10 protein-coding genes are annotated in these 17,251 nt (G+C 46.7%); 6 read left to right on the forward strand and 4 right to left on the reverse strand.

The annotated features are described in order from the left end of the window. Positions 1-262: 262 nt before the first annotated feature. The gene (locus ONT19_RS11165) at positions 263-4,042 is read right to left on the reverse strand and encodes a hybrid sensor histidine kinase/response regulator transcription factor (protein WP_264951982.1); all 3,780 of its coding nucleotides are present in this window, start codon (positions 4,040-4,042) and stop codon (positions 263-265) included. 236 nt (positions 4,043-4,278) lie between these two features. Between ONT19_RS11165 and ilvA the strand changes: the two genes are divergently transcribed. From ilvA to ONT19_RS11180, 3 genes are all read left to right on the forward strand, one after another. Then, positions 4,279-5,478 (forward strand): threonine ammonia-lyase, encoded by a 1,200-nt coding sequence (gene ilvA / locus ONT19_RS11170; protein ID WP_022120251.1) that lies wholly within the window; start codon positions 4,279-4,281, stop codon positions 5,476-5,478. A gap of 86 nt (positions 5,479-5,564) precedes the next feature. Next, positions 5,565-5,939, forward strand: a complete 375-nt coding sequence (locus tag ONT19_RS11175; RefSeq protein WP_006848032.1) for a RidA family protein — start codon at positions 5,565-5,567, stop codon at positions 5,937-5,939. 53 nt (positions 5,940-5,992) lie between these two features. Continuing rightward, positions 5,993-6,769 (forward strand): ABC transporter ATP-binding protein, encoded by a 777-nt coding sequence (locus ONT19_RS11180; RefSeq protein ID WP_264951983.1) that lies wholly within the window; start codon positions 5,993-5,995, stop codon positions 6,767-6,769. An 819-nt stretch (positions 6,770-7,588) separates the two neighbouring features. Here ONT19_RS11180 and ONT19_RS11185 read toward each other — a convergent pair. Together ONT19_RS11185 and ONT19_RS11190 are read right to left on the reverse strand one after the other, a co-directional pair. After that, entirely contained in the window at positions 7,589-8,428 is an 840-nt protein-coding gene (locus tag ONT19_RS11185; protein WP_118065188.1) for a LytR/AlgR family response regulator transcription factor, read from the reverse strand. Positions 8,429-8,461: 33 nt separating this feature from the next. Then, positions 8,462-10,525 (reverse strand): tetratricopeptide repeat protein, encoded by a 2,064-nt coding sequence (locus ONT19_RS11190; RefSeq protein WP_264951984.1) that lies wholly within the window; start codon positions 10,523-10,525, stop codon positions 8,462-8,464. 212 nt (positions 10,526-10,737) lie between these two features. Here ONT19_RS11190 and ONT19_RS11195 point away from each other — a divergent pair, with 212 nt between their 5' ends. Further along, positions 10,738-12,357, forward strand: a complete 1,620-nt coding sequence (locus ONT19_RS11195) for an RluA family pseudouridine synthase (RefSeq protein ID WP_264951985.1) — start codon at positions 10,738-10,740, stop codon at positions 12,355-12,357. Between the two features lie 68 nt (positions 12,358-12,425). On the opposite strand, the gene ONT19_RS11200 is transcribed toward ONT19_RS11195, so the two are convergent. Then, positions 12,426-14,084, reverse strand: a complete 1,659-nt coding sequence (locus ONT19_RS11200) for a putative transporter (protein WP_117691816.1) — start codon at positions 14,082-14,084, stop codon at positions 12,426-12,428. A 154-nt stretch (positions 14,085-14,238) separates the two neighbouring features. On the opposite strand from ONT19_RS11200, the gene ONT19_RS11205 reads away from it, so the two are divergent. Together ONT19_RS11205 and ONT19_RS11210 are read left to right on the forward strand one after the other, a co-directional pair. Next, complete coding sequence (locus ONT19_RS11205) at positions 14,239-15,108, forward strand: PfkB family carbohydrate kinase (protein WP_118190212.1); 870 nt, start codon at positions 14,239-14,241, stop codon at positions 15,106-15,108. Between the two features lie 65 nt (positions 15,109-15,173). Further along, positions 15,174-17,240 (forward strand): AAA domain-containing protein, encoded by a 2,067-nt coding sequence (locus tag ONT19_RS11210; RefSeq protein ID WP_264951986.1) that lies wholly within the window; start codon positions 15,174-15,176, stop codon positions 17,238-17,240. Positions 17,241-17,251: the final 11 nt, after the last annotated feature.

Genomic DNA, 17,251 nt, shown 5'->3' on the forward strand with positions numbered 1-17,251 from the left:
TATTGCCCCCTAAAAGGTAGAAAATATATTATTATATGTTGCATTTAAAGGTTTTCGAATACGATTTATAGAAAATCGAATGCCAGGAAACGATAAAAAACTTATCTTTGCGGCGAAAAGTATTTAATACAGCGTTTTGCATCAAGTAGAAGATGATATCCCCATAATATGATACGGGGAGATTAGATGATATTAGGCAATCCATTTCATATGCGGAAGCCACTGAACTTACTTGGCGGGACTAGGTTTCATGAAAATGAATCTACTGGTAGTCACTCGGCGAAACACCGAACTGCTTCTTGAAAGCAACAGAGAAATGAGCTGCAGTACTGAATCCAGTCAACACAGCTATCTCTGAAATGCTATACTGACCCTCATGCAGCATCTGAGCTGCCTTGTTGAGTTTGTATTTACGGAAGAAGATGCCAGGTGTCTCGCCAGTAAGTTCTTTAATCTTATAATTAAACTTCGACGGACTGATGAACATGTCGCGGCACATGCTGTTCACATTCAGGTCTTGCTGGGCCAAGAGCTTCTCCATCATTTCATATACCTCATCCATAAACTTTCTATCCTGCGGAGAAAGCGTATCAGCTATGTTTTCTGCCAGCGAATCAGTCTTCGTACTCTCGCCCAGACGCTGACGGAGCATCTGCATGTTCTGCAACTGCGATTTGATGAGCGCTTTCAGATAAGCCGGATCAAAAGGTTTGGTGATATAAGCCACAGCCCCCAGTTTCAAGCCATCTATCTGGTTGTGTATGCTCGCCATCGCTGTAATCAGGACCACCGGAATATGGCTGAACGAGAGATTCCCCTTCAGCATCTTGCAGAATTCCAATCCCGACATATCTCCCATGATAATATCACTCAGGATGATATCTGGCTTCACCTCTTCCAGATCCGCCAAAGCCTCTTCGGCAGAATAGCGGTTCACCACTTCGTAATCAGGCGCAAAGAGATAGTGGAGGTAATCAGCTACATCCACATCATCATCTACAATCAGGATTCTAGGCAGATTCTTACTAGGAGCAGAAGCATTTCCAGCAAGAGAATTCTTCACTCTTCCCTCTTCACTCTTCATTTCCAGAGTTCTTCCCTCTTCATTCTCCACTTTCAACGGAATCTGCATCACATGCTTCTCCTGAGCAACAATCTCCACCTTATTATATATAGACTTATCGGTAGGAAGACTGAAACAGAACTCCACACCATTCCTTAGCGAGGCCTCTGAAGAAGTCTCGCTGACCGCATTCATATTTTTTACATGAATCTCTCCATGATGAAGTTCTACCAGGCGCTTCACATAATAGAGACCGATTCCGGAACCCCAGCCATACTGATGGGAATCCTGAGAAGAAGAAAGCTGATAATAACGCTTGAAAACATCCTGTATCTTATCTTCTTCCATCAGCTGTCCACTATTGAAGACCGAAACCTTCAAACTTCCTTCATCTACTGAAGCCTGGATGCGGATGATGCCGCCCGGAGCCGTATACTTGAGGGCATTGGTGAAAAGATTGCTCATGATTTTTTCCAGTTTGTCACAATCCAACCATGCACGGTAATTGCCATTCTTTACTGTCAGTTCCAGTCTGATGCCTTTTACTCTGGCAGATTCTTTAAAAGACGCTACCTGCTGGCGCAACTCTTCAGCAGCATCCACTTCCGAAACTCTCAAGCGCAGTTCATCGGTCTCCAACTGGTTGAAGTCGAGCATCTGGTCTATCAGCCTCAACATTCTGTTCACACTCATACATACATGAATCAGGATACGGTGTACCGACTCTGGCAAGGCTTTATCGGCATTCAGCGTCATCAGAGGTCCGGCTATGATGGTAAGCGGATTGCGGAATTCGTGAGCAATATTGGCAAAGAAACGCATATTCATCTCCTTAGCCTGCTTTTCGCGTTCCAGTTCGCGCTGCTCCTGCAAAAGCAGAAGATGATTGGTGCGAGCCCTGAGATAGAACGTGTTGAGATAAAAGAGAATACCAAGAACGATGCTGAAATAGAGCAGCCATGCTGCTGATGACCACCAGGGAGCGTGCATAATCCTAATCTCTACCTTGCGCTCAGCCAAAGCCGGCTTGTCGGGAGATGATATGAGCCGCAGACGAAAAGTATAAGTTCCAGCCGGAAGATGGGCATAACGGGCCTCGCGACCATATGTGGGAACCTGCCAGTCTCTATCATAGCCTTCGAGCTTGTACTGGCACATCAATGCCGAGCGACGGCTGAAGTTGGGATAATAGAAATTGAACTTCAGATCGTTCTCATCGTGAGCAAAAGTATAGCTGTGCAGATGAGCCACTTCATCAGTAACGGCAAGCACCTTGCCATTATTCTTCGTCACTTCTACACCATAAACCGACAGCATCTCGCTGGCATGAATGCCGGCCTGAGTGTTCAGGAAGTTAGTCTGCATCGCCTTAGGCGGCATGAACTTGCAGCCGTCAGAACTGCCCAACACCACATCGCCCGAAGGAGAAATACAGGCAGAGTTGCTGAAATACTGCCAGTCGTCTAGATCCTGGCTGGCAGACAGGAGGCTGTTCATCTGAAACTGCTTTCTCTCAAAGGTTACGAAGAAAGCATCACGTATGGTGGTTACCCAAACCTGTCGTTTCGTATCTTCAACCAGAGCCTGAATATGGGCATCATTCAAGATATTGATACGGCGCATGTGCGTTTTTTCCTTATTCATTAAATAAAGACCATCCCGCTTGGTTCCCAGCCAAACGAATCCATAGGAATCCTGTTTCACAAACGCCGGATCCAGACTGCCCTCCTGAGGCATACCTGCAACTTTCATCTCGCGTATCTTTCCGGTATCAGGAGATAGAATCGCCAAATGCATGCCCGACATAAAGAGCAGAATATTCCCATCGCTCAGTTTAGCCAGTTTGGTTTCATAATTAAAATACGGACTTGGAATACGGATGATTTCCGGTTGCGGTTTACCAAATTCAAAACGCAAAAGACGCCCCTTTTCACTACTTACATACAGATGATTTCCCGCCTTTAAACCCTGTCCTAAAACTGACTTGAACAAAGGTGATTTAGCAAGCACTCCGATGCGTTCGTTGTTTATACGGCAAGATAACACCTGATGTTCACTCACTAGCCAGAGATGTTCATCATCATAGCCCACCATATTATTCAGGTTGACCTGATGGGGCTTTGGCAAAGAATCGAATAAATCCCTAAACAACGTCTGTTCCAACCGGCTATTCTTCTCATCATAAGCAAAAACACGAAGGGCTGTACCAGCCAGCACATGTCTGCCCACAGTAGCCATCGTGAGAATAGAGATGCCCTTGGTTTTATCAGATAAGGCATTGGCATTTGCTTTTTTATAAGCGATACGGTTTTGCGAAATAATCTGTACACCGGCGTTGCGGTAACCTACCCACAGATTGCCGCCCAAATCGCAGAATGTAGCCGTTACCACTTCCGCCGGTTTACGAAGGATGGAAAGATCGGCAGGCAGAGGAGCCTGCAGATTGTTGGGCTGGATAGAATGAGAGGAAGGCGTTATCTTTTCATCACCGCCGATGCGGTAAGTCTGATTGCCATCGCTCACCAATATCGCCAGGGAATCATGTTTCTCAGGTGAATCTTCTATGGCGATGATGTTGTGATGATGAGCGGGAAGAGCTACGCGATGAAAGCGGTAAGCCCCAACATACCGGGCAAGTCCGTTCTGCGTTCCTACCCACATTCTGCCCTTGCGGTCAAGATGAAGCACGTTGATATAATCATCAGGCAAGGCGGCAGTATCTTTCACATCATAACCAAACTGTATATAACTTTTCCCGTCATATACATTAAGTCCTGCCGAAGTACCGATCCACATCAGTTCCCGTCTGTCTCTAGCGAAAGACGTAACGCTCTGCGAAGAGAGCATCATATCTCTCACAGTCTGCTTACCTTTTTCCTGTAGCACCTTGAGGGTGGCTCTTCTGCCAGGGTTAAAGCAATAAATGGCAGCCAACAGGCAGAACATCGCTGCGAGTATGGTAATGACGGCTTTCTTCATGATGGGTTCTTTTGTTGATTTATATAAAGTTCATATTGCCCTTCATCAGACCAATATGCCGCAAAGATAATGCAAATGAGCGCAATGAAAGCTTGCTTTCAAATTGCCGAGTGCAGCTTATCTTATGCAAAGTTAAGCAATATTATCGAATAAACAAAAATTAAACCGAATTATTTTGTATTTTCTTCAAATAATAGTAACTTTGCACGAAATAAACTATACACATATCAGCAGTTATGTTACAACTTGACAATTTCTATAAGGCTCGCTTCGTGCTGAGCAAGGTAATAAGAAAGACTGAGCTGGTTCACACGCCAAGAATCAACCCAGAGAGTGATGTTTATTTGAAACCAGAGTGCCTGCAGAAGACCGGTTCGTTCAAGATTCGCGGTGCTTACTATAAGATTTCACAACTCACCGATGAAGAAAAGGCGAAGGGTGTGATAGCCTGTTCTGCGGGCAACCATGCACAGGGTGTAGCTCTCGGTGCCACCGCCATGGGAGTGAAGAGTCTTATCTGTCTGCCAGAGGGTGCTCCTATCTCTAAGGTAGAAGCAACCAAGCGACTGGGTGCTGAAGTCTGTCTGGTACCTGGCGTTTACGATGATGCCTACCAGAAGGCGCTGGAACTGAGAGATGAGCATGGCTACACCTTCGTTCATCCTTTCGATGATGAGAATGTCATCGCCGGGCAGGGCACCATCGGTCTGGAGATTCTCGACCAGTTGCCAGATGTAGAAGCTGTCGTCGTTCCTGTAGGTGGCGGCGGACTTATCTCTGGTGTAGCCTTTGCCATCAAGTCGCTGAATCCTAACGTCAAGGTATATGGCGTTCAGGCAGAAGGAGCAGCAAGTATGGTCCAGAGTCTGCACGATCACAAACAGGAGAAGTTGCCTTCTGTAGCGACCGTAGCCGATGGTATTGCCGTAAAGGAACCGGGCAAGATTACTTTTGAAACCTGCTCCAACTATGTTGACGAAATAGTAACCGTGAGCGAGGATGAGATCTGTGCAGCCATTCTGAAACTCATAGAGAGTGAGAAGATGGTAGCCGAAGGTGCCGGTGCGGCCAGTGTGGCAGCAGTAATGTACAACAAGGTTCCGGTGAAGGGCAAGAAAACCATCTGCGTGGTAAGCGGCGGTAACATCGACGTAACCATCCTGAACCGCGTCATCACCCGTGGTCTTGCCAAGAGTGGCCGTCTCTGTACCATCGAGATGGAACTGGATGACAAACCGGGCGAATTGGTAGAGGTCTGCTCTGTCATCGCCGGATTGGGCGGTAATATCACCGGTGTTCACCACGACCGTTCTGCCAACCGCAACAAGGTGAATGCCTGCGTGCTCCGCCTCACCATGGAGACTCGCGACGAGGAACACGTAAAAGAAATCAAGGAGGCTTTGGAATCAAAGGGATTCCATCTCTGGATAGTATAATATTTAATGTTGAATGGTTAGTGTTCAATGTTTAGTGTTAAGTGTTAAGTGTTAAATTATAAATTGTAAATTATAAATTGAAGATTATGAACGCAATTCACACAGACAATGCGCCTGCAGCTATCGGTCCATATAGCCAGGCTATCGAAGTAAATGGTTTTGTTTTTGCATCTGGTCAGATTCCTATCGACCCTGCAACAGGCAATTTCGTAGAAGGTGGCATCAAGGAGCAGACTCGCCAGAGCCTCACCAACGCCCAGAACATCCTGAAGGCAGCAGGTACCGACCTTTCTCATGTGGTTAAGACTACAGTTTATCTGAACAGCATGGACGATTTCGCAGCCATGAACGAGGTTTATGCCGAGTTCTTCAGCCAGCCATATCCAGCCCGTTCTGCCGTAGCTGTAGAGAAGTTGCCAAAGGGCGCCCTCGTAGAGGTTGAGGTTTTGGCAGCCAAGTAATTCTTCCTTTTTTCTATCAGGAAGTAAACATTCAAGGTGAAAATATTCTTTAGATGGTATCAAGCATTACATTAAAGAATCTGATTATAGGCTATCGTTCGAAGCACCAGCTCCGGGCGATAGCCTCACCTGTTCATGCCTCGCTCCAAGCCGGTGAACTGACCTGTCTCATCGGAGCCAACGGAGTGGGCAAATCTACCTTACTCAGAACTTTAGCCGGATTTCAGCCAGCGCTTGATGGCGAAATCCTGATTCAGGACAAATCTCTTTCTGATTTCTCTGCCCAGGAACTCGCCAGAGAAATCAGCATCGTTCTCACATCGAAGACAGACCATGCCCAGCTCTCAGCAGAAGAGATTGTTGGCATAGGCCGTTCTCCCTATACCGGTTTCTGGGGCACATTATCAGCTGCCGATAAGCAGATTGTAGCCTCTGCACTTCAGGAAACGGGCATTCAGCATCTTGCCCAGAGAAACATCAGCGAACTGAGCGATGGTGAGCGCCAGAAGGTAATGATAGCCAAAGCCTTGGCGCAGCAAACCCGCATCATCATCCTGGACGAGCCAACCGCTTTCCTCGATTTCCCCAGCAAGATAGAAACCCTACAGATGCTCCGCCGTCTGGCGCACGAACAGCATAAATCCATATTACTGTCAACCCATGATGTAGAGTTGGCGCTCCAGCTCTCCGATCATCTCTGGCTGATGGAAGAAAGCCGTTTCTCTATCGGCACTTCTAAAGAACTGGCTGCCGATGGTTCCTTATCCAGATTCATCAATCGTGACGGCATCCGATTCAACAAGGATTCCCTCCGCATCGAAATCAAATGAGTTTTCGTAATTGATTTTTTCTATGGTTGCACGCAAGCACATGAAGAAAAATTCTCAAGTGGCTCAGTTTGCTAACTCAAGTGGCTCAATCTGCTAACTCAAGTAGCTCAATCAGCTAACTCAAGTAGCTCAGTCAGCGAGTTCAGACGTCTCAGTTAGCTGATGCAGACGTCTCGATAAGCTTACAGATACGGCTCTGTTAGCCTACGCAGCCATATCTGTAACCCGATGCAGTCATATTCGTAACCCAGCGCAGCCATATTCGTAACCCAGTGCAACCATATTCGTAACCCAATGCAGCCATATTCGTAACCCAACGCAGCCATATTCGTGAATAAGTTTTAGATAATTATCTATCATCCATCACGATTTACATACACCACGCACATTAATACACTAATATACAGATACTTAAATAGCGTGACAGATACTCCGAAAACGGGAATATCCATCACGCTATACAGGAGAGATAATTACCTCATTATCAAACGTTTAAAGATTTAAAAAGAGGAAACGTGTAAAATCTAGCACTTTGAAAGCTAGGATACGTGCAACAACAAGAATACCAGGAAGTTATAAGACGTAAAATCTATAGTCAATTATTAAGATGGAAATCAGACGATAATGGGCAGAACGCATTACTCATTGATGGGGCACGACGTATTACCTATCGACTCCTTACGTCATTCACACCTCAGACTTAGCGGAAAAAGATGGGATAGTATATCTGCCACTCTATATGACACCCCTGCTATAAACAAGAACTAGAAGAGGGCGTGCAAAGACAATATCTTGCACACCCTCTTTTTTTCCATATCCCTACAATATCTCCAACTGATCCTTTACCGCCTTATAGCAGCGGCGGGAAACCGTGATTTCCTCATGGTCGAAGGGAGGAGAAAAAATGCAGCGGAGCGTATAGTTCTCAATGCAGAGAAGATAATCGAGATTGATGATGCAATCCTGACGAACCTGAGCCAGAGAAGGCGACATGGAAAGGATGGTCTTTGCCGTGACCTGCCTCTTCAATTTATAAACCTGCCCATTCGACAACTTCAACTGCCAAAGATGAGTAGCCTCATCAAAAGTGCAACTGAACACATCATCGGGCTTCAACATCAATAAACCCGAAATGGTCTGAATGGCAAGACGCTTGGCTGCTGTTCCCAGCATCCCATTCATTCCCGAAAAATCCTGAGCCTTCTGAGAAGCCAAGACTGATTCAGAAGAACAGGAAGAGGACTCTGGAACGGAAGAAGCATCTTCATCCACATCATCTCCATCTTTCATTTTCTGCCGGATTCGGTCTACCACCAGTTCAAACTCATCCTGCTGATAAGGTTTCAACAGAAAATCGAAGGCAGAGGCTCTGAGCGCATCAATCATATACTTATCAAAGGCGCTGTAAAATACTACGATAAGTTCCATCGGAATTTCATCTCTCAAAGATTGCAACACCTCAAAACCCGTCTGTCCAGGCATTTCAACATCGATGAACAGTACATCGGGCTGTATGCTCATCACCAGATTCTTTGCCGATACCGCCGAAGAGGATGTGGCAATCACCTCAAAATCTTCCAGAGTTGCCAAATCATCCTGTAACCTGTGGATGCTCTGTGGTTCATCGTCCACAATCACAACCTTAATTCTATCTTGCATGTTATTTCGTTTTAAATTCTTATGAAAAGTTTCTTACTTAAAGACATTATAATCGTAATTACATGGAACTCCGATACTTACACATATTCCTCTATTCCTGGTACCACCCTCCTCTTCTGATGCTCCTCTGTTGCTCTGCATCTTGAAAAACATCTTGCGTTCGTTGCTTGCATTAAGCATTTCGATGGTACTGTTCAGAATTCTCAATCCGGTTCCCGTACTGGCAGCACAATTTTTCTTTTTCTTGCCAACGGTACCCGAAACTCCACATCCGTTGTCTGTAACATCTATGCGGAGCATATCGTCCTCAACCCAGATGTTTACATCCAGCAAAGGCTTATCTTCCGTCTCTTTCATTCCCACAAAAGCATGTTTCAAAGCATTCTCTACAGGAATCTGGATAATCATAGACGGCAGCATGAGCTTCATATCCACATCCTTGGCAACATGGAACTGAGGCATCGGAAGGAACGGATTGGTTTCATGGCGAAGAGTAGAATAGCTCGTCACCATCTGCAGTTCCTCTTCCAAACTTACCGCCATCTTATCGCAAGAAAGCAAGTAGGCACGCAGTACCTGTATCAGGAGCTGAAGCGGTTTGACATTAACCCCCTTCGGAAGATTAGATACGAAGATATTGAGCACATTAAATACAAAATGAGGCGAGAAACGATTGCGCACATTCTCCATCTTCAGAGCCATCATCCGGTTCATCTCCTCATGATGCTGATGCTTGCTGCGCAACCATTTGTAACGGAGGAAAGCGATGAGAGCCAACGCGCTCATTACCAGCAAGCCGATAATCAGGAGCAGGATGACTCTAAAGGATCTTATCTCTGCTTGCGTGGTGCTAAGGGATAAATCACGGCGAACGATGGCCGTATCCTGCTTGAATCTCAATTCATTCTCCTGAACATTCGAAACCATCGTGGCATTACGGAGCGAATCGTCGTACTGATTCATCAGTTTCTGATATTGCAGAGCCTTGGCATATTGTCCCTTGCGCTCACAAAGAGCCGCCAGTCCCTTATGATAAAGGTAAAGATAATTAGGCGACATCTTGGAGAGATCGTATGGCTTGTTCAAAATCTCGGTAGCCTTAGCCAGACTATCCTGCTTCAGAGCCAGAGATGCATTCAACCCATCCACATAGAACTGTACATCGCTCTGCATGGAGGGCTGGGCAAAGAAGAATTTCGTGGTAAGAGTCAGATATTTCTGTGCAGAATCCAACCGGTTGAGTTCCAGATAAGTCTGTCCGAGATTAGCATCAACAATAGCCGTTGCCAGGGGCTGTTCCATCTGCCGTGTAGCCTTTTGAGCCTTCAGGAAGCATTTCAGAGCCTCAGCCGGTTTTTCCTGACTGCTGTACACATTTCCCCAACTGTTGTAAAAGAAATGAACATCTTTCGGATTCTTTGGCGGATACAGGCGTTCAGCCTTCTGGAAATAATGATGCGCCAGCTGATAGTTCTGCAAATCATTATAAACCTGTCCCAGTCCTGAGAGAATACTGTTCTGGGCTTCATGCTGATTCAGAGAATCTGCCAGGAAATAGGCACGGCGATACCAGGAAGAAGCATCCGCCAGCTTACCCATCTGTCTTGACGCATCGGCAATATTGATACATACATCAATCGCCTCGCCGCAACTGTCAAGGTTCATGATTTCATGATAAGCTTTCTCATAATAAATTAAAGCCTCCTTCCTTTTGCCGGAAACCAGCAAAAGTATGCCTTGCAGATTATCAGCATAAGAAAGAATTCTGTTGTCAGGAGTTTGTTTGCAATAAGCGTTAACCGAATCTATCAACGACTGGCATTGGGCATCAGCCCCCTTCATATAATAACATTTAGCTATTAATAATTTTTTCCATTGATCGCTTTTATCGGGATTACCTTCACATTTGAAATTTCTTATCAGCATGATCATCGAATCAGGATAACTCTGCATGAGAGATTGGTGACCGGACACAAATTCATCGATATCTTTATGCCACAACTCATCATCCTTCTGCCGATGAGAACAAGCGGCAAACAGCAGCAGCAGAACGAATAGCCACAGAAGGCACAGTCCGTTCTTAATCTGCATCGTCATTATCTTTCTATATACACTTACCATGATAGACTATTTAAATGAATTTATGTTTCAGTTGCGAAAGTACAACAAAAAATCCAAATAGACAAAAAAATAACTGAAAAACTCATTTTTTATATAAAATATGAACTAAAACGCGTTTAAATGTGTATCTTTGTAGCATGGAAATGCATTTATTCAAAAATATAGAACTAAATAATATGCCTGAAAGGATGAACAATCCATTCAGCTACGAACCTCATCCGCTCTGCATCGAAGCATGCAAGGAGCTGCAGGCTGAACTCTCACAGCGAAACGACTGGCGAGAGGAAATTGACCGTGGAAAGATGTTCGGCGTACTTATCGTAGAAACCGGTAACGGTAAGATTGGCTATCTGAGAGCGTACAGCGGACAGATTGGCGGCAGAAGCGATTGGGAAGGTTTTGTGCCAGCCGTTTTCGATTATCTTCAACCCGACGGATATTTCAAGGTACATGAGGCTGAGATTTCGGAAATGAACCAGCAAATCAGACAGTTTGAAGCCAACGAAACCCTGATAAAGGCGAAAAACCTGATTGATAATTTGCAGCAAAAGCGCCAGGAAGTTATCGCAAACTATCAGACAAAGATAAAAGAAGCAAAGGAAAAGCGAGATGCAAGGCGCCAGGAAGCCCTTTCGGCAGGAACACCCCTGAGCGAGGAAGAGGAGAAAGCGATGATAAAAGAGAGCCAGTTTATGAAGGCTGAACTGAAGAGACTGAAGAAATCGATAAACGAAAAGACGGCGTACGAAACGCTATATGAAAACTACGAAAAGGATTTGAAAAGTGCGAAACAGCTCCGCAAAGAGCTATCAGAAGCACTTCAGCAATGGCTGTTTTCGAAATTCCAGATGCTGAATGCGGAAGGAGAAAGCAAGGATCTGCTGGAGATTTTCAAGGACGAGGCGGTTAAGATTCCACCTGCCGGAAGTGGAGAATGCTGCGAGCCGAAACTCCTGCAATACGCTTACCAGCATGGCTACAAGCCTCTGCAGATGGCGATGTTCTGGTGGGGAGAGAGTCCGAAAGAAGAAATCAGACATCATCTTCAGTTTTATCCTGCCTGCAACGGAAAATGCAAACCGATACTACATTGGATGCTGCCTAAAACAGTCTTTGAAACCCAACAGACCGAAACTACTATATATAATAAGGTGGAAACGCTCTACGAAGACCGTGAACTGGCAGTCATCTATAAGCCCGAAGGTTTACTCTCGGTTCCCGGGAAAGATGCAGCCCAGCCTTCCGTCTACGCTCTGATGCGCAGGAAATATCAGGAAGCTACTGGTCCGCTCATCGTCCACCGTCTGGACATGGCAACAAGCGGACTGATGATTATTGCCAAGACCGAGTTTGCCTATCATCGCCTGCAGAAGGAGTTTCTGAATCATCGGGTTCAGAAGAAATACGTAGCCATCGTTTGCGGAAAAGACAAGGAATCGTGCAACCGGATTCTGAAAGAAGCAGAAAGCGGAAGAGGTTACATCTCGCTTCCTCTAATGGCAGATTTCCTAGACCGTCCACGACAGATGGTAAACCGCGAACAGGGCAAGGAAGCCATTACAGAATACGAGGTTCTAGAGCGTATTGACGATACCCATCTTCGCCTGGCGCTCTATCCTAAAACAGGCAGAACGCACCAGCTGAGAGTGCATTGTGCTCATCAGGAAGGTCTGAATGCCCCTATCATCGGCGATCCGCTCTACGGCAACGAGCCTGCAACAAGACTGCATCTTCATGCAGAGGAAATCACATTTGAGCACCCGATGACGGGAAAGAAGATGACTATAACAAGAAAGGCTGATTTCTAACCGAAACCAGCCTTTCTTCATATCTGCGGATGACAGAATCCGCAGAAACAGATGAAAACATCGTAACATCAGACAAAGAACATCACGATAACCTGGGCTATCACCACTCTGATAAACATGCCGAGCGGATAAACCGTAGCATAACTGATACTTGGCGTATCGCCATCCAGCGTCTCGTTGGCGTAAGTAAGCGCCATCGGATTCGCCATACTTCCACAGAGGATTCCGCAGATACTGCCGAAGTCATACTTCTTGGTCTTCAGAATGATGAGACCTACGATAACCACAGGCACAACCGTGATAAGGAAACCGATGCCTACCCACATCAAACCTTCCGGACGGACTACCGTCTCGAAGAACTGTCCACCAGCCGCCAATCCCAGGCAACCGAGATAGAGGGCAAGACCCAGTTCTCGCAGCATCAGACCCGCACTTCGCGTCATGTAAGAGATGAAATGCACACGAGGCCCCAGCGCACCAATCAGAATACCCATCACGATAGGGCCACCGGCAATACCCAGACGCACAGGAGCCGTCATTCCAGGAATATCCAGAGGAATGGTTCCTACGGCAAGACCGAGAATGATTCCAAGGAAGATAGCGCCGAGGTTCGGCTCGTTCAGGGTCTTTACGGCATTACCCAGGAACTGTTCTACATGGTCGATACTCGTAGGGTCGCCAACTACCGTCAGTCGGTCGCCGTACTGCAGACGGAGGTCATCTGTAGCAAGCAGACGGATATCACCACGAAGCACTCGGCTCACATTCACGCCATAGGAATTTCGCATCTGCAGACTGCCCAGGCGCTTGCCGTTCAGTCCCGGACGGGTAACAACGATAATGCGGCTTTCTACCTTCGCATCAATCGCATTCCAGTCTACCTTATCATTATTCCACTCCTTATCCACCTTCTTTCCGAAGAGAATCTGCATCGCCGAGACCTCGTCCTTATTGGTAACCACGAGTACATTATCATTCGTATGAAGTACCGTATCAGCCTGAGGAACAATCACCTGTTCACCTCTCCACACACGGGAGATGATGAACTTGCGATGCGTCATCATCGTAATCTCTGCTATGGTATTGCCGTTCAGGGCAGGATTCACGATTACGTATTGTCCGATAGACGTATGGTCGTCATCATCATTATTGCGAATCTCCAGATCTTCCGGTTTCACAAAGAGTTTGCGCAAGAGCATCATCGCCAGGATAACGCCCACAACACCCAACGGATAAGTAACGGCACAGCCCAGAGCCGCACCTTCGCTAGGCAAGCCCAACTGCTGCAACGCCTGCTGGGCAGCACCAAGGGCAGGCGTATTGGTTGTGGCGCCACACAGGATGCCCATCATATCAGGCAGACTGATTGGCAAAATCCAGCACAAGCCGAGCGAGAACAAGGTTCCCACCAGGATGACAGCCAGACTCCAGAGATTGAGCGAAATGCCTTCGTGACGCATCGAACCGAAGAAGTTAGGACCCACATAAAGACCCAACACATACACAAACATGGTAAGGCCGAAGCTTTCTGCAAACTCCAGCATGTTCTGGTCAATAGAGAGCCCTAGATGCCCTGCTATAATACCCACGAAGAATACGAAGGCTATGCCAAGGGAGATTCCTTTGACATGAATCTTGCCGAGGGCAAGACCCAAAGTACAAATCAAAGACAGGATGACGATGCCTTGCACCGCCGAATGCACGTTGATTAAATTATCAAACCACATAATGTTTCTTTATATCTGTTCTAGATAATATTTTAAAAATTGCTTTTTATCGATGCAAAGGTACATTAAAATGCGAACAAAACAAAATAATTCCCATTTTTTTTTGTATTATTCTCGATTTGCAGTACCTTTGCATCCGCAAAATGTAATAAAAATGAAAGATATTTGTTGTATTGGGCACGTAACAAAGGATAAAATCGTGACCCCGAGCAGTACGGTTTACATGGCTGGCGGCACCTCTTTTTATTTTGCCTACGCCATCAACCAATTGCCAAAGGATGTAAGTTTCTCGCTCATTACGGCGATGGATCCTACAGAGAAGGAACCAGTTGAAAAGATGCTCAAGGCAGGAATAGACGTCACCTTGAACCCATCACGCAATACGGTTTTCTTCGAGAATATTTATGGCGATAATCCTAACGACCGTAAGCAGCGTGTGCTTGCCAAGGCAGATCCTTTCACCATCCAGCAGCTGGAGCATGTAGAGGCCAAGGTCTTCCACCTGGGCAGTCTGCTGAGCGATGATTTCTCGCCAGAAGTGGTTGCCTTTCTTGCCAAGAAGGGAAAAGTTTCCATCGATGTGCAGGGATATCTGCGCGAGGTGAGAGACGAGAAAGTTTACGCCATCGACTGGAAGGACAAGCTCGATGTGCTCAAGAACACCTATTATCTGAAGGTGAATGAGACCGAAATGGAGACCATTACCGGACTGAAGGACCCGAAGGAAGCCGCCAAGCTGATTCATGCCTGGGGCGTAGCCGAGGTTATCATCACCCTGGGTAGCGAGGGTTCGCTGGTTTATGTAGATGATACGTTCTACGACATTCCAGCCTATCCTCCTCATGAAGTAGTAGATGCTACCGGATGCGGCGATACCTATTCGGCAGGCTATCTCTACAAGCGCCTGCAGGGAGCCAATCCGGTAGAAGCCGGCAAGTTTGCTGCAGCCATGTGTACCATCAAACTGGAGCACAACGGACCATTCAACCGCACCATCCAGGACGTAGAACGCATCATGAAATAAATTTTAGATAATTTATCCTATTATCTTCTTATTTTTGCCTGAATTGGTGTAACTTTGCATCCTATATGGAACAGATTTCACCAATTCAGGCATTATTGCAGCAACGCACCCTGCTCCAGCTGGAGTATTATACCGAGAAAGAAGCCTTCCGCAAGCTTACCGAACAGATGGGAATGCAGCGGAAGGTGAAACGAGGTGATGCCTGGTTCCCGCTACAGGTGGGAAAGAGCTTTTATAATTCGCTGAACCAGACAGCCATAGAGGTTTTCCGAACCTCTGACCAGGATATCGAGCACAATTTTGAGTTCGGTCGCCCCGTCATGTTCTTTATGGTCAAGAAGATGGGCAAGAATGAGAACCAGGGCAACACAGCCCTTCAGCAGCCAGAAAACGCTTCAGACGCTAATCATAAAGTTCAAAATTCAAATCTCAAAGTTCAAAGTATAAAATATTTCTCCTTTACCGGAACCGTGAGTTATGTAGATGGCGACAGAATGGTGATTACCGTACCCGATTCTGCCCCTCTGCTCGAACTTCAGCAGTCAACCGATCCTATCGGCGTACAGCTATCCTTTGACGAAACCAGCTACAAGCTGATGTTCGAGGCCTTGGACCGCGTGATGAAGGCGAAGAACAACCGTCTGGCTTATCTCCGCGATTTATTCTATTCCCATCAGAAGGCAGGAAGATTCTCCTTCGAACCGATGAAGTTCCCTTGGCTCAATCCTACCCAGGAAAGGGCTGTGAACGAGGTGCTTTGGGCGAAGGATGTGGCCATCGTTCACGGACCTCCGGGAACCGGAAAGACTACAACCCTGATAGAAGCCATCAACGAAACCCTGATGCGCGAAAGCCAGGTTCTGGTGTGTGCACAGAGCAATATGGCGGTAGACTGGATATCAGAAAAACTGGTGGATAGAGGCATCAACGTGCTCCGTATCGGAAACCCGACCCGCGTGAACGACAAGATGCTGGGCTTCACCTACGAGCGCCGCTTTGAGAGCCATGCTGATTACCCTCAGCTTTGGGCAATCCGCAAGGCAATCAGGGAATTAAGAAAGAACAGAAAGAAGGGTAGCGAAAACTATCATCAGAAGATGGACAGGCTGAAGAGCCGTGCTGCCGAGATAGAACTCCGCATCAACGCAGAACTCTTTGGCGAGGCGCGTGTCATCGCCTGTACCCTCGTAGGCTCAGCCCATCATCTGCTGGAAGGCATGAAGTTCGGTACCCTCTTTATCGACGAGGCTGCCCAGGCTTTGGAAGCTGCCTGCTGGATTCCGATGAAGAGAGCCAGCCGGGTGATTCTGGCAGGCGATCATTGTCAGCTGCCGCCTACCGTAAAGAGTATTGCGGCATTAAGAGCCGGACTGGGCAAGACCCTGATGGAGCGCATCGCCGAAAACAAGCCAGAGGTGGTAACCCTGCTGAAAATCCAATACCGCATGAACGACGAAATCATGCGATTCTCCAGCGACTGGTTCTACGGGGGCAAGGTGGAGAGTGCGCCTCAGATCAAATACCGGAGCGTATTGGATTATGACCATCCGATAACGTGGATTGATACTTCAAACGAGGAGAATCAGATAACGATAGAAGGAGAAGATGCTCCTGAGGATTCTGCTTCCACAGCATCTTCTGTATCTGCAGCCAATCAGAATTCTGATTTGAACTTCAAGGAGCAGTTTGTGGGCGAGAGTTTCGGGCGCATCAACAAGGCAGAAGCCGAGCTTACCCTGCTCACCCTGGCGGAATACTTCACCAAGATAGGCAAACAGCGCGTTTTGGAGGAAAGAATCGATGTAGGCATCATTTCGCCTTATCGTGCCCAGGTACAATATCTCAAGAAACTCATCAAGAAATATGAGTTCTTCAAGCCTTACCGCCGTCTGATCAGCGTGAATACGGTGGATGGTTTCCAGGGTCAGGAGCGCGACGTGATTCTCATCTCCCTGGTACGTTCCAACGATGAAGGCCAGATTGGATTCCTGAAAGACCTCCGTCGCATGAACGTGGCGATGACGAGAGCCCGAATGAAACTCATCATCCTGGGCAACAAGAACACGATGACGAAACATCCTTTCTACAAGAAACTGTGGGAGTATGTGGAGGCAATCAACAACAACGAATAAAATAAAGACTA

Origin of the sequence: Segatella copri (assembly GCF_026015625.1) — a bacterium.
GTDB lineage: Bacteria > Bacteroidota > Bacteroidia > Bacteroidales > Bacteroidaceae > Prevotella > Prevotella copri_H.

Coding starts and splice junctions, on each gene's coding strand:
- ONT19_RS11190 (WP_264951984.1), bottom strand. CDS start 10,525: ATGACGATGCAGATTAAGAACGGACTGTGCCTTCTGTGGCTATTCGTT.
- ONT19_RS11210 (WP_264951986.1), top strand. CDS start 15,174: ATGGAACAGATTTCACCAATTCAGGCATTATTGCAGCAACGCACCCTG.
- ONT19_RS11185 (WP_118065188.1), bottom strand. CDS start 8,428: ATGCAAGATAGAATTAAGGTTGTGATTGTGGACGATGAACCACAGAGC.
- ONT19_RS11205 (WP_118190212.1), top strand. CDS start 14,239: ATGAAAGATATTTGTTGTATTGGGCACGTAACAAAGGATAAAATCGTG.
- ONT19_RS11200 (WP_117691816.1), bottom strand. CDS start 14,084: ATGTGGTTTGATAATTTAATCAACGTGCATTCGGCGGTGCAAGGCATC.
- ONT19_RS11180 (WP_264951983.1), top strand. CDS start 5,993: ATGGTATCAAGCATTACATTAAAGAATCTGATTATAGGCTATCGTTCG.
- ONT19_RS11195 (WP_264951985.1), top strand. CDS start 10,738: ATGAACAATCCATTCAGCTACGAACCTCATCCGCTCTGCATCGAAGCA.
- ONT19_RS11175 (WP_006848032.1), top strand. CDS start 5,565: ATGAACGCAATTCACACAGACAATGCGCCTGCAGCTATCGGTCCATAT.
- ilvA (WP_022120251.1), top strand. CDS start 4,279: ATGTTACAACTTGACAATTTCTATAAGGCTCGCTTCGTGCTGAGCAAG.
- ONT19_RS11165 (WP_264951982.1), bottom strand. CDS start 4,042: ATGAAGAAAGCCGTCATTACCATACTCGCAGCGATGTTCTGCCTGTTG.